At 71.9% G+C, this 13499-nt stretch carries 9 protein-coding genes; 8 read left to right on the top strand and 1 reads right to left on the bottom strand.

The window, feature by feature from the left end; all coding sequences use genetic code 11:
* The first annotated feature begins 60 nt into the window (after positions 1-60).
* The 4 genes from ACWD5D_RS20930 to ACWD5D_RS20915 all read left to right on the top strand — a co-directional run bounded on the left by ACWD5D_RS20930 (position 61) and on the right by ACWD5D_RS20915 (position 7781).
* Positions 61-2196 carry an ATP-binding protein gene (locus ACWD5D_RS20930; protein WP_451374229.1) on the top strand — a complete coding sequence of 712 codons (2136 nt, stop codon included), beginning with the start codon at positions 61-63 and terminating at the stop codon, positions 2194-2196.
* A gap of 201 nt (positions 2197-2397) precedes the next feature.
* Complete coding sequence (locus ACWD5D_RS20925) at positions 2398-3987, top strand: PucR family transcriptional regulator (protein WP_451374228.1); 1590 nt, start codon at positions 2398-2400, stop codon at positions 3985-3987.
* A gap of 204 nt (positions 3988-4191) precedes the next feature.
* Positions 4192-5637: an aldehyde dehydrogenase family protein gene (locus ACWD5D_RS20920; RefSeq protein ID WP_451374227.1), complete on the top strand. Its 1446-nt coding sequence runs from the start codon at positions 4192-4194 to the stop codon at positions 5635-5637.
* Positions 5638-5843: 206 nt separating this feature from the next.
* Positions 5844-7781 carry an acyl-CoA dehydrogenase family protein gene (locus tag ACWD5D_RS20915; protein WP_451374226.1) on the top strand — a complete coding sequence of 646 codons (1938 nt, stop codon included), beginning with the start codon at positions 5844-5846 and terminating at the stop codon, positions 7779-7781.
* An 84-nt stretch (positions 7782-7865) separates the two neighbouring features.
* Here ACWD5D_RS20915 and ACWD5D_RS20910 read toward each other — a convergent pair whose 3' ends face one another.
* Positions 7866-8324, bottom strand: a complete 459-nt coding sequence (locus ACWD5D_RS20910; RefSeq protein WP_451374225.1) for a lamin tail domain-containing protein — start codon at positions 8322-8324, stop codon at positions 7866-7868.
* A gap of 199 nt (positions 8325-8523) precedes the next feature.
* Here ACWD5D_RS20910 and dxr point away from each other — a divergent pair, with 199 nt between their 5' ends.
* From dxr to ACWD5D_RS20890, 4 genes are all read left to right on the top strand, one after another.
* On the top strand, positions 8524-9795 hold the full coding sequence (gene dxr, locus ACWD5D_RS20905) for a 1-deoxy-D-xylulose-5-phosphate reductoisomerase (RefSeq protein WP_451374224.1): 1272 nt from the start codon (positions 8524-8526) through the stop codon (positions 9793-9795).
* 8 nt (positions 9796-9803) lie between these two features.
* Positions 9804-11093, top strand: a complete 1290-nt coding sequence (locus tag ACWD5D_RS20900; protein ID WP_451374342.1) for a M50 family metallopeptidase — start codon at positions 9804-9806, stop codon at positions 11091-11093.
* Between the two features lie 169 nt (positions 11094-11262).
* Positions 11263-12420, top strand: coding sequence for a flavodoxin-dependent (E)-4-hydroxy-3-methylbut-2-enyl-diphosphate synthase (gene ispG / locus ACWD5D_RS20895; protein ID WP_451374223.1), 1158 nt, complete (start codon positions 11263-11265; stop codon positions 12418-12420).
* Between the two features lie 198 nt (positions 12421-12618).
* A complete protein-coding gene (locus ACWD5D_RS20890; protein WP_451374222.1) occupies positions 12619-13467 on the top strand; it encodes a GNAT family N-acetyltransferase in 849 nt (282 codons plus the stop codon).
* Positions 13468-13499 lie beyond the last annotated feature (32 nt).

The following is a 13499-nucleotide window of genomic DNA, read 5'->3' as shown; positions in this document are numbered from 1 at the left end:
TGCGGGGGCGTTAGATTGCTCGCTGACGGTGGACGGAACGGCTGGTCAGGGGGCAGGGCGATGGACAGCGACGGGACGCGGGACGCGCGCGGCACACATGCGAACCCGGTACCGCGCCCCGCGGCACCCGTGGAGGGCTCCGCCGTACCCCCCATGCCCCCCATGCCCTCGGCACCCCCCGGAACCCCACCGAGGCCCGACGGCACCACCTTCCTGACGTGGCTGCGCACGCCCCGGCCCAAGGCCGCGCCCGGCGTCTGGCGGTTCGGATACCGGCCCCGGCCCGAGCAGGAGCCCGAGCTGACCCCGGCCCGGCAGCTGCTCAGCGGCGCGCTGATCGCGTTCCTCGTCGGCTGGCTGGTGTGGTCCCTGCTCTGGAACGGCTACCTCGGCGGCTGGTGGGTGCTGCCCCTGGAGCTGTTCACCCCAGACTCCTGGCGCCAGAACAGCGACCACGTCGGCAACGCCGTCCTCTGGTACTCGTACTACACGCTCATCGCGCTGGTCATTCTGCTCGTCGTCGGCCGGCTCGGCCGCTGGGGCGAGCTCTGGCGGCGCTTCGGGCCGCCCGCCTGGAACCCGGCGGGCCCCGCCGTCGAGCCGGCGCCCGCGCCCGAGCAGGACCCCGCCGAATGGCCCCAGCTGCGGGCCGCCGGCGCGCACGACGCCGCAGACCGGCTGGCCACCGAGGCGAAGGCCGGGCTCATGCGGGACGTCGACCACGCGCGGATCAGCCGGGCCTGGCAGGGCGTGCGCTCCGGCACCCACAGCCTCGCCACCTTCACCGGCGCCGTGCTCAAGGACGGCTCCGCCGCCTGCCTGCACCCCTCCGGCGAGCGCGACCTGCCCGCCCGCCACGCCCGCCACGACCTGCTCACGGGACAGGTCCGGCTCGGCACCACCGCCGACGACCCGCGCAACCCGTACCACTACCGCGGCGCCGGACTCGCCCTCGGCCCCGACCTGCTCGGCACCTCGGTGCTCGCCGTCGGCCCGGCCGGCTCCGGAAAGACCGGCACCCTGGTCCGGCCGCTCTCCGAGTCGCTGTGCCTGCACGCCCTCTCCGGGCGCGCCGCCGTCGTGGTCGTCGGCGCCGCGGGCGCCGGACTCGGGCCGGCCGACGCGTACGACGTCGTCGTCCGCATCGGACACCCCGAGTCCGTCCACGACCTCGACCTCTACGGCGGCACCACCGACCCCGACGAGGCCGCCGCGATACTCGCCGAGGCCCTCGTCGGCGACCTCGCCGACCCGCACCCCGGCGGCGACAGCCGCCGCTCCACCACCGTCCTCGCCCAGCTGCTGGGCCCGTTCCGCGCGGTCCACGGCCGCTTCCCGTCCGTGCCCGAACTGCGCCAGCTCCTCGACGGCACCCCGGGCCCGCTCGCCGCGCTGCGCAAGGCGCTCACCGACACCGGGCAGGACTCGCTGCTGCGCGAACTCGACGCACGGGAGCGGCAGATGGCCCACCCCGGGGACCTCGGCGCGGTGCTCGCCGACCGGATCGCGCTGCTCGACCGGCCCGCCTTCGCCGCCTTCTTCGACACCTCCGGCCGGTCCCGGCCGTTCTCGCTCAAGGCCCTCGACCACCCGGTCCGCGTCCGCATCGACCTGCCCGAGCGCGGGCACGCCGACGCCTCCCGGATCCTGGCCCGTCTGGTGCTCGCCCAGTTCACGGCGAGCGTGACGGTACGGGAGGACCGGTCGCTCTTCGCCTGCCTGCTGCTGGACGACTCGAGCGGGGTCGTCACGCCGGAGTCCGTGCGCGGCATCCAGCGGCTGCGGTCCGCGAACGCCGGCACCGTCCTCACCCTGCGCACCCTGGACGACGTACCCCGGCCGCTGCGCGGTCCGCTGCTCGGCGCGACCGGGTGCCGGGTGGCGCTGTCCGGGCTCACCCCCTGGGACGGGCAGGACTTCGCCGAGGTGTGGGGCAAGGAGTGGACCGAGACCCGGGACGTCACCGACCGGCAGATCATCGCCGAGACCCCCGCCGGCAAGGCCCTGCACATGGTCCGCCGCGTCATCACCGGCCAGGCGCCCACCGCCCGCGCCGTCACCGTCCGTCAGGTCGAGCGCGAGCGCTGGTCCGCGTCCGAGCTGGCGCACGGGGTGCCGCCGGGGCACGCGGTGCTGTCGCTGACGACGGTGCGGGGGGAGCACGCGCCGCCGCTGCTCGTGGATCTGCGGGGCTGAGGGAGGCGTACGAGGCGGGGCACAGGAGCGATCCGGGCGAAGGCGGACGGGAACCGTACGGTCTGGCGGGACGGGACCGTACGGTGAGGCAGAATCGGCATAGTCTGTTCATACGAAGCGGCCAAAAGATCACACCGATCACCGATTCTCCTTCCCGACGATCCTCGCCCGGCTCCCTCCGCCACCCGACCTGAAGGCCTCATGCCCGTCACCCTCGCCTCGCTCGTCCACCACTCCGCGCTCAAACTGACCGTGCGCGCGGGCGAGGACCGCCTCGACGTGCCCGTCCGCTGGGCGCACGTGAGCGAGCTGGCCGACCCCGTGCCCTACATGGAGGGCGGCGAGCTGCTGCTGATCACCGCGCTCAAGCTGGACGCGGAGGATCCCGAGGCGATGCGGCGGTATGTGAAGCGGCTGGTGGGCGCGGGCGTCGTCGGGCTCGGATTCGCGGTCGGCGTCAACTACGAGGAGATCCCCGAGGCCCTCGTCGACGCCGCCGAACAAGAGGGGCTGCCACTGCTGGAGGTGCCCCGCCGCACCCCCTTCCTCGCCATCAGCAAGGCCGTGTCCGCCGCGATCGCCGCCGACCAGTACCGGGCGGTCACCGCGGGCTTCGCCGCCCAGCGCGAACTGACCAGACAGGCCCTGAACGCCGGCCCCGAGGGACTGCTCACCGCCCTCGCCTCCCAGGTCGACGGCTGGGCCGCGCTGTACGACGCCTCGGGCGCCGTCGTCGCCACCGCACCCGACTGGGCCGGCCGCCGGGCCGCCCGGCTCACCGCGGAGGTCGAACGGCTGCGGGAGCGGCCCGCCCCCGCCTCCTCGGTGGTCGGCGGGCCCGACCACGAGGACCGGGTCGAACTGCACTCTCTGGGCACCGGCCGCCGCCCGCGCGCCGCGCTCGCCGTCGGCACGGCCGCCGCCCTCGGCACCGCCGAGCGCTACGCCCTCCACTCCGCCATCGCCCTGCTCACCCTCACCACCGAACGCTCCCGCTCCCTGCACGAGGCCGAACAGCGGATCGGCGCCGCCGTGCTGCGCATGCTGCTCGCCGGGGAGCCGGACCACGCCCGCGCCGTCGCCGGGGACCTGTACGGCGGCCTGCTGGACGCCCCGTTCCGGGTGATCGTCGCCGAGTCCCTGACCGGCGCCGCGGCACGCGCGGACGGCGACGGACTGAGCGGCATCGCGGAGGCCGCGGAGTCGGCGGCCGCCCGGTCCGGGGAGGCCGTGCTGATCGTGCCCGAGGGGGAGCGGCTGGTGGTGCTGGCCGCGGACGGGGGCGCGGCGGTGGCCGCCTGCGCCGCGCACGCGGCGGCACTGGAGGCGGCGCGTGCCGCGCCGGAGCAGACGGGCGCGAACGAGGAGGAACTGGTCGTCGGCCTGTCGGCCCCGGCCGGACCGATCGCCGCGGCGGCCGCCTACAAGCAGGCCGAGCAGGCCCTGTCGGTGGCGCGCCGACGCGGGCGGGTCTTCGTGGAGCACGAACAGGTCGCGGCGGGGTCCGTGCTGCCGCTGCTCGCCGACGACGCGGTGAAGGCGTTCGCCGACGGACTGCTGCGCGCCCTGCACGAACACGACGCGACCGGCCGCGGCGACCTGGTCGCCTCCCTGCGCGCCTGGCTCTCCCGCCACGGCCAGTGGGACGCGGCGGCGGCCGACCTGGGCGTCCACCGCCACACCCTGCGCTACCGCATGCGCCGGGTCGAGGAGATCCTCGGCCGCTCCCTGGACGACCCGGACGTCCGCATGGAGCTGTGGCTCGCCCTGAAGGCGACCTCCCCCGACTAGCGAGGCCTCGGCCCCCCACCCTCCGAGCCCGACCGGCACCCCGGGCCGACCCCCTCCCACCAGGCGAAACCCGCCACCTCGCCAAACCGGCGCATCGTCGCCCCCTACCAGTACGACTCGGACAAGCGACCACGGGGTGCCCCAGCCCTACCGTGGAGACGAACCGAACGAACACCCCCAACGAGGAAGGGCCGGGACTCGCACATGACTTCCACCTACGCCTTCTGGCTCGCCGGCCGCCAGGTCACCGGCGAGGACACCTTCGACGTCACCTCCCCGTGGGACGGGCGGCTCGTCGCCAAGGTCAGCGTGCCGACCGACGCCCAGGTCGAGGAGGCCGTGGCCGCCGCGTACGCCGTCCGCGAAGACTTCGCCGCCACCCCGGCCCACGTACGCGCCGCAGCCCTCGACCACGTCAGCAAGCGCCTGGTCGAGCGCACCGAGGAGATCGCCCAGCTGATCTCCGCCGAGAACGGCAAGCCGATCAAGTGGGCCCGCGGCGAGGTCGGCCGTGCGGTCTCCGTGTTCCGGTTCGCCGCCGAGGAAGCCCGCCGGTTCAACGGCGGCGAGGCCCAGCGCCTGGACACCGACCTCGGTGGCCAGGGCCGGCTCGCCCTCACCCGCCGCTTCCCGAAGGGCGTCGTCCTCGGCATCGCGCCGTTCAACTTCCCGCTGAACCTGTGCGCCCACAAGGTCGCTCCGGCCATCGCCGCCGGCGCCCCGATCATCCTCAAGCCGGCGCCCGCCACCCCGCTCTCCGGCCTGATCATCGGTGACCTGCTCGCCGAGACCGACCTGCCCGTCGGCTCCTGGTCGATCCTCCCGGTCGCCAACGAGAAGATGCCCGCCCTCGTCCAGGACGAGCGTCTGCCGGTCATCTCCTTCACCGGTTCCGAGAAGGTCGGCTACGCGATCATGGACTCGGTGCCGCGCAAGCACTGCACCCTGGAGCTGGGCGGCAACGGCGCGGCCGTCGTCCTCGGCGACTTCGCGAGCGACGCCGACCTGGACTGGGCCGCGACCCGCATCGCGACCTTCTCCAACTACCAGGGCGGCCAGTCCTGCATCTCCGTGCAGCGCGTGATCGCGGACGCCTCCGTCTACGACCGCCTGCTCCCGCGCATCTGCGCCGCCGTCGAGGCCCAGGTCACCGGCGACCCGAGCGACGACAAGACCGACGTCGGCCCGCTGGTCAGCGAGGACGCCGCCAAGCGCGTCGAGTCCTGGGTGAAGGAGGCCGTCGAGGCCGGCGCCACCCTGCAGACCGGCGGTGACCGCGACGGCGCCTCCTACGCGCCGACCGTCCTCACCGGCGTACCGGCCGACACCACCCTCGCCCGCGAGGAGGTCTTCGGACCCGTCCTCACCGTGCAGAAGGTGGACGGCGAGGCCGAGGCCTTCGCCGCCGTCAACTCCTCCAAGTACGGCCTCCAGGCGGGCGTGTTCACCCACGACGTCCAGGCCGCCTTCCGTGCCCACCGCGCCCTCGAGGTCGGCGGTGTCGTCATCGGAGACGTTCCGTCCTACCGCGCCGACCAGATGCCGTACGGCGGTGCCAAGCAGTCCGGTGTGGGCCGCGAGGGCGTGAAGTTCGCGATGGACGACTACACATACGAGCGTGTCCTGGTCCTGACCGGTCTCGCTCTCTGACCTGCCACGGACAGGTCGGACAGAACGGCCGGCGCCCACTGTGCGGGGGCGCCGGCCGTTTGCGTGCCCGCCGGCACGCTCCCGCTTCGACCCGATCGGACCGCGAGGGGTGGTGGGGGCGGCCCGATTCAGGTACCAACGATCCAGTAGCACGGATCGGTAACGAACGGTCCGCAATCATCCCTCTTCGCGGCGAGGTGAGCCTCATGTCCGCCCCCACCACCCAACGCACCAACGTCACCGAGCGCGAGGCGCGCCAAGTGGCGGAGGCCGCCCGGCAGCAGGACTGGCACAAGCCCAGCTTCGCCAAGGAACTGTTCCTCGGGCGCTTCCGGCTCGACCTCATCCACCCCCATCCGCTCCCGGACGCCGAGAGCGTGCGGCGCGGCGAGGCGTTCCTCGCCGAACTGCGCGAGTTCTGCGAGTCGACGATCGACTCCGCCCGCATCGAGCGCGAGGCCCGCATCCCCGACGAGGTCGTCGCCGGCCTCAAGGAACTCGGCGCCCTCGGCATGAAGATCGACCCCAAGTACGGCGGTCTCGGCCTCACCCAGCTGTACTACAACAAGGCCCTCGCCCTGGTCGGCTCCGTCAGCCCCGCGGTCGGCGCCCTGCTCTCCGCCCACCAGTCGATCGGCGTCCCGCAGCCGCTGAAGATCTTCGGCACCCAGGAGCAGAAGGACGCCTTCCTGCCCCGCTGCGCCCGCACCGACATCTCGGCCTTCCTGCTCACCGAGCCGGACGTCGGCTCCGACCCGGCCCGCCTCGCGACGACGGCCGTGCCGGACGGAGAGGACTACGTCCTCGACGGGGTCAAGCTGTGGACCACCAACGGGGTGGTCGCCGACCTGCTGGTCGTCATGGCCCGTGTGCCGAAGTCCGAGGGGCACAAGGGCGGCATCACCGCCTTCGTCGTGGAGGCCACGGCCGAGGGCATCACCGTCGAGAACCGCAACGCCTTCATGGGCCTGCGCGGCATCGAGAACGGCGTCACCCGCTTCCACCAGGTGCGCGTCCCGGCCGCCAACCGCATCGGGTCCGAGGGTGCCGGTCTGAAGATCGCGCTCACCACCCTCAACACCGGCCGCCTGTCGCTGCCCGCGATGTGCGCCGGCGCCGGCAAGTGGTGCCTGAAGATCGCCCGCGAGTGGGCGGCGGAGCGCGAGCAGTGGGGCAAGCCGGTCGCGCTGCACGAGGCCGTCGGCTCCAAGATCAGCTTCATCGCGGCGACCACCTTCGCGCTGGAGGCCCTCCTCGACCTGTCCTCCCAGATGGCCGACGAGGACCGCAACGACATCCGCATCGAGGCCGCCCTCGCCAAGCTCTACGGCTCCGAGATGGCCTGGACGATGGCCGACGAACTGGTCCAGATCCGCGGCGGCCGGGGCTACGAGACCGCCGAGTCCCTGAAGGCCCGCGGCGAGCGCGCGGTGCCGACCGAGCAGATGCTGCGCGACATGCGCATCAACCGCATCTTCGAGGGCTCCACCGAGATCATGCACCTGCTCATCGCACGCGAGGCCGTCGACGCCCACCTCTCGGTCGCCGGCGACCTCATCGACCCCGACAAGACCCTGTCGGACAAGGCGCGGGCGGGCGCGAACGCCGGCGTCTTCTACGCCAAGTGGCTGCCGAAGCTGGTCGCCGGACCCGGGCAACTGCCGTCGTCGTACAGCGAGTTCAAGCGCGACATCGACCTGTCCGGGCATCTGCGCTACGTCGAGCGGCACGCCCGCAAGCTGGCCCGCTCCACCTTCTACGCCATGTCCCGCTGGCAGGGCCGGATGGAGACCAAGCAGGGCTTCCTCGGCCGGATCGTGGACATCGGCGCGGAACTGTTCGCCATGAGCGCGGCCTGCGTCCGCGCCGAGCGGCTGCGCGGCGAGGGCGAACACGGCCGCGAGGCCTACCAGCTCGCCGACGCCTTCTGCCGGCAGGCCCGCATCCGCGTCGAGGAACTCTTCGGCCGACTGTGGAGCAACACCGACGAGCTGGACCGCAAGGTGGTCAAGGGCGTGCTCGGCGGTGCCTACACCTGGCTGGAGGAGGGCATCATCGACCCCTCGGGCGAGGGCCCGTGGATCGCCGACGCGACCCCCGGCCCCTCCGAACGGGAGAACCAGCGGCGCCCCTACGGCGCCTAGACCGCCGGACCGCACTGGCGCCCCCCCCGGCCCGGCACCCCTGCCGGGCCGGGTGGCGCGTGCGCACACAGCAGTACTCCGCGCTCAGCAGTACTTGTCGCTCGGATCCCGCGTGGTCCAGGAGCAGGAGTCGACCTTGGTGCCGCTCGCCTTCGTCAGCGTGGCCGTGTCCTTGTCGTTGTTCCAGACATAGGCGCGGCGGCCCTGGTACTTGTCCGACGAGGTGTCCGCACCCCTGCCGGTGCGGACCTTCATGTACTTCCCGGCGCCGATCTTGACGTTCGGGAAGACGTACTTGTGGTTCGAGGCGTCCTTCAGGATCCAGCCGTTCAGGGAGATCGCCGAGCCGCTGGTGTTCCTGATCTGCACCCACTCGGCGTTCAGGCTGGTGTTCGAGCCGGTGTCCCTGCCGGGGCTGTCGAACCAGACCCGGTGGATCCGCACACCGCCGGCGGCCTCGGCCGGGGTGCTGAGCAGGGTGCCCGCGAGCAGGGCGGCGCCCGCGAGAGCGGGCAGGGCGGTGCGTATCCGCACAGAGCGCATGAAGAGATCCCCCCAAGGATGTCGTTCGCGAAGTCGTGCACGGGCCGGCGGTCCACCGACCCGTCCGCAGTACTATCACGCGATCTTCACTAATACTCCACAAAAGGGAAACTGCTTCGTCAGGCAACGAAATCTGTTAACCCACCCGCCCGAGGGACGCGCTGTCCCGACGCCCTCCGCCAGCGGCCACAATGGGGGGATGACCGACAGTCCCGCCAGCCCCGTCCCGCTCGCCGACCCGCACCTCGTGTACGACCCCCTCGCGGGCGACGGCCCGAAGGACGTGGTGATCCTCGGTTCCACCGGGTCCATCGGCACCCAGGCCATCGACCTCGTGCTGCGCAACCCGGACCGCTTCCGGGTCACCGCCCTCTCCGCGCACGGCACCCGGGTCGGCCTCCTCGCCGAGCAGGCCCGCAGACTGCGGGTGCGGACCGTGGCGGTCGCCCGCGAGGACGCCGCAGAGACCCTGCGCGAGGCACTCGCCGCCGAGTACGGCGCGGGGGAGCCGCTGCCCGAGATCCTCGCCGGACCGGACGCGGCCACCCAGGCCGCCGCCTCCGAATGCCACACGGTGCTGAACGGCATCACCGGCTCCATCGGCCTCGCCCCCACCCTCGCCGCCCTGGAGGCGGGCCGCACCCTCGCGCTCGCCAACAAGGAGTCGCTGATCGTCGGCGGCCCCCTGGTCAAGGCGCTGGCCAAGCCCGGCCAGATCATCCCGGTCGACTCCGAGCACGCCGCCCTCTTCCAGGCCCTCGCCGCCGGCACCCGCGCCGACGTCCGCAAGCTGGTCGTCACCGCCTCCGGCGGCCCCTTCCGCGGCCGCACCAAGGCGGAGCTGGCGAACGTCTCCGTCGAGGACGCCCTCGCCCACCCCACCTGGGCCATGGGCCCGGTGATCACGATCAACTCCGCGACCCTGGTCAACAAGGGCCTGGAGGTCATCGAGGCGCACCTGCTCTACGACATCCCCTTCGAGCGCATCGAGGTCGTCGTCCACCCGCAGTCCTACGTCCACTCGATGGTCGAGTTCACCGACGGATCCACCATCGCCCAGGCGACACCCCCCGACATGCGCGGGCCCATCGCCATCGGTCTGGGCTGGCCCGAGCGCGTCCCGGACGCCGCCCCGGCCTTCGACTGGAGCAAGGCCTCCACATGGGAGTTCTTCCCGCTGGACAACGAGGCGTTCCCCTCGGTGAACCTCGCCCGGCACGTGGGGCAGCTCGCGGGTACCGCTCCGGCGGTGTTCAATGCGGCCAACGAGGAGTGCGTCGAGGCCTTCCTGGCCGGCGCGCTGCCCTTCAACGGGATCATGGAGACCGTCATCCGGGTGGTCGAGGAGCACGGCACCCCGGACGCGGGAACTTCACTCACGGTGTCGGACGTCCTCGAAGCGGAGACCTGGGCCAGGACCCGGGCCCGTGAACTGACAGCCACGACGGTGACCGCGGAGGCGCGTGCATGACGACCTTGATGTTCATTCTCGGCATAGTGGTCTTCGCGGTCGGCCTGCTCGTCTCCATCGCCTGGCACGAACTCGGCCACCTGTCCACGGCCAAGCTCTTCGGCATCCGCGTCCCGCAGTACATGGTCGGCTTCGGCCCGACCGTCTGGTCGCGGAAGAAGGGCGAGACCGAGTACGGCTTCAAGGCGATCCCGCTCGGCGGCTACATCCGCATGATCGGAATGTTCCCGCCCGACGACGAGGGCCGGGTCTCCGCCCGCTCCACCTCCCCCTGGCGCGGCATGATCGAGGACGCCCGCTCGGCGGCCTTCGAGGAGCTGAGGCCCGGCGACGAGACGCGCATGTTCTACACGCGCAAGCCGTGGAAGCGCGTCATCGTCATGTTCGCGGGCCCGTTCATGAACCTGGTGCTCGCGTTCGGCCTGTTCCTCACCGTGCTGATGGGCTTCGGCATCGAGCAGCAGACCACCACCGTCGCCGCCGTCTCCCCGTGCTCCATCGCCCAGAGCGCGAACCGCGACACCTGCAAGAAGTCCGACCCGGTCTCCCCGGCGCACCAGGCCGGCCTGAAAAAGGGCGACAAGATCGTCTCCTTCGACGGCGTGCCCACCAAGGACTGGAACACCCTCTCCGACCTCATCCGCGACAGCGCCGGGAAGAACGTCGCGATCGTCGTCGACCGCAAGGGCCAGGATGTGACCCTGCACGCGAAGGTCACGACGAACCTGGTCGCCAAGAAGGACTCGCACGGCAACTACGCCAAGGGCTACGTCAAGGCGGGCTTCCTCGGTTTCAGCGCCGCCGGCGTCATCGAGAAGCAGGACTTCGGCCAGTCCCTGACCTGGATGGGCGACCGGATCGGCGACGCCGTCGACAACCTGATCGCGATCCCCGCCAAGATCCCCGCCCTGTGGGACGCCGCCTTCGGCAACGGCCCGCGCGAACCGGACTCCCCGGTGGGCATCGTCGGCGCCGCCCGCATCACCGGCGAGATCGCCACGCTGGACATCCCCGCCTCCCAGCAGCTGGCCAACTTCGTGTTCCTCCTCGCCGGCTTCAACCTCTCCCTGTTCCTGTTCAACATGCTCCCGCTGCTCCCGCTCGACGGCGGGCACATCGCGGGCGCCCTGTGGGAGTCGTTGCGCCGGAACCTGGCCCGCGTCCTGCGCCGCCCGGACCCCGGTCCGTTCGACGTGGCGAAGCTGATGCCGGTGGCCTATGTGGTGGCGGGGGTCTTCGTCTGCTTCACCGCGCTCGTGCTCATCGCCGACGTGGTTAACCCGGTGAAGATCTCGTAGCCATCCGGCGTTCAAGGCGGCCCGGAGCCCGGAGTTCCGGGCCGCCTTCCATCGAGTGGGTTTGCCGGGTGGGATGTGCTGCCGCCCGCAGGGGTGCCGTAATCTCGAAGTCTGGAGCCCGCCGTTCACGGGACCGGATCCTGATCCACGACTTGGGGTTGCACAGCAGATGACTGCGATTTCTCTCGGCATGCCGTCCGTTCCGACCAAGCTCGCCGAGCGCCGCAAGAGCCGGCAGATCCAGGTCGGATCCGTGGCCGTCGGCGGAGACGCGCCCGTCTCGGTCCAGTCGATGACCACGACCCGGACGTCCGACGTCGGCGCCACCCTCCAGCAGATCGCCGAGCTGACGGCCTCCGGCTGCCAGATCGTCCGCGTCGCCTGCCCTACCCAGGACGACGCCGACGCCCTCGCCACCATCGCCAGGAAGTCCCAGATCCCGGTCATCGCCGACATCCACTTCCAGCCCAAGTACGTCTTCGCGGCCATCGAGGCCGGCTGTGCGGCGGTCCGCGTCAACCCGGGCAACATCAAGCAGTTCGACGACAAGGTCAAGGAGATCGCCCAGGCCGCCAAGGACCACGGCACTCCGATCCGCATCGGTGTCAACGCCGGATCCCTCGACAAGCGCCTGCTCCAGAAGTACGGCAAGGCGACCCCCGAGGCCCTGGTCGAGTCGGCCCTGTGGGAGGCGTCCCTCTTCGAGGAGCACGGCTTCCGGGACATCAAGATCTCCGTCAAGCACAACGACCCGGTCGTCATGATCGAGGCCTACCGCCAGCTCGCCGCCCAGAGCGACTACCCGCTGCACCTCGGCGTGACGGAGGCCGGCCCCGCCTTCCAGGGCACGATCAAGTCGGCGGTGGCCTTCGGCGCGCTGTTGTCCCAGGGCATCGGCGACACCATCCGCGTCTCCCTGTCGGCGCCGCCCGTCGAGGAGGTCAAGGTCGGCCTCCAGATCCTGGAGTCCCTCAACCTCAAGCAGCGTGGCCTGGAGATCGTCTCCTGCCCGTCCTGCGGCCGCGCCCAGGTCGACGTCTACAAGCTCGCCGAAGAGGTCACCGCCGGCCTCACCGGCATGGAGGTCCCGCTCCGCGTCGCCGTCATGGGCTGCGTCGTCAACGGCCCCGGCGAGGCCCGCGAGGCCGACCTCGGCGTCGCCTCCGGCAACGGCAAGGGCCAGATCTTCGTCAAGGGCGAGGTCATCAAGACCGTCCCCGAGTCCAAGATCGTCGAGACCCTCATCGAAGAGGCCATGAAGCTCGCCGAGCGGATGCAGGCCGAGGGCGCGGTCTCGGGCGAACCGTCGGTGTCGGTCGCGGGCTGAGTTTCCGACGCCGGGTGGGCAGCGCCCCGAAAGGGGCGCGGGGTCGTATCCGTGTGCGGCTCCGCCGCGTGGGCGCGAGCGGCCACATACGACCCGGCGATCGCCGGGAGACCTCGGCATCCCGGGCTCACAGGCGCGGCCAAAGCGGCGCGGCTATAGTGCGGAGATCAGCAGAAACCCCAGGGTGAGGCCCCGCACTTGTTGACCCAGACCACCTCAAGGGTGCTCGGTCCGAGCGACCTTGACGCCGCGCTCGCCGTCCTCGACAGCGAGCCGGTGGCCAACGCCTTCGTGGCGGCTCGCGTCCAGGTCGCCGGCCTCGACCCATGGCGTCTGGGCGGCGAGATGTGGGGCTGGTACGAGGACGGCATGCTCACGTCCCTGTGCTACGCGGGCGCCAACCTCGTCCCCATCTGCGCCACCCCGCGCGCCGTGCGCGCCTTCGCCGACCGCGCCCGCCGGGCCGGCCGCCGCTGCTCCTCCATCGTCGGCCCCGCCGAACCCACCGCACAGCTGTGGCAGCTGCTCGAGCCCCACTGGGGCCCGGCCCGTGACATCCGCGCCCAGCAGCCCCTCATGGTCACCGATCGCATGTCCGACGACATCGCCCCGGATCCGTACGTCCGCCGCATCCGCAAGGACGAGATGGAGACGATCATGCCGGCGTGCGTGGCGATGTTCACCGAGGAGGTCGGCGTCTCCCCGCTGGCCGGTGACGGCGGCCTCCTGTACCAGGCCCGCGTCGCCGAGCTGGTCGGCTCCGGCCGCTCCTTCGCCCGCCTGGACGGGAACGGCAAGGTCGTCTTCAAGGCGGAGATCGGGGCGGCGACGTCCCAGGCCTGCCAGATCCAGGGCGTGTGGGTCGCCCCCGAGTACCGGGGCAGGGGCATCGCGGCCCCGGGCATGGCGGCGGTCCTGCGGTACGCGCTCGCGGACGTCGCCCCGGTCGTCAGCCTCTACGTGAACGACTTCAACACGGCGGCGCGAAGGACGTACAAGCGCGTGGGCTTCCACGAGGTGGGCGCGTTCATGAGCGTGCTCTTCTAGCGCTTCTCCGCTACGCCGGCAGCTTTTCTCCG

The sequence above is a fragment of the Streptomyces sp. NPDC002520 genome, assembly GCF_053595235.1.
This window is presented reverse-complemented; position numbering and strand designations above follow the sequence as displayed.

Coding starts and splice junctions, on each gene's coding strand:
- ACWD5D_RS20915 (WP_451374226.1), top strand. CDS start 5,844: ATGTCCGCCCCCACCACCCAACGCACCAACGTCACCGAGCGCGAGGCG.
- ACWD5D_RS20925 (WP_451374228.1), top strand. CDS start 2,398: ATGCCCGTCACCCTCGCCTCGCTCGTCCACCACTCCGCGCTCAAACTG.
- ACWD5D_RS20910 (WP_451374225.1), bottom strand. CDS start 8,324: ATGCGCTCTGTGCGGATACGCACCGCCCTGCCCGCTCTCGCGGGCGCC.
- ACWD5D_RS20900 (WP_451374342.1), top strand. CDS start 9,804: ATGTTCATTCTCGGCATAGTGGTCTTCGCGGTCGGCCTGCTCGTCTCC.
- dxr (WP_451374224.1), top strand. CDS start 8,524: ATGACCGACAGTCCCGCCAGCCCCGTCCCGCTCGCCGACCCGCACCTC.
- ACWD5D_RS20930 (WP_451374229.1), top strand. CDS start 61: ATGGACAGCGACGGGACGCGGGACGCGCGCGGCACACATGCGAACCCG.
- ACWD5D_RS20920 (WP_451374227.1), top strand. CDS start 4,192: ATGACTTCCACCTACGCCTTCTGGCTCGCCGGCCGCCAGGTCACCGGC.
- ispG (WP_451374223.1), top strand. CDS start 11,263: ATGACTGCGATTTCTCTCGGCATGCCGTCCGTTCCGACCAAGCTCGCC.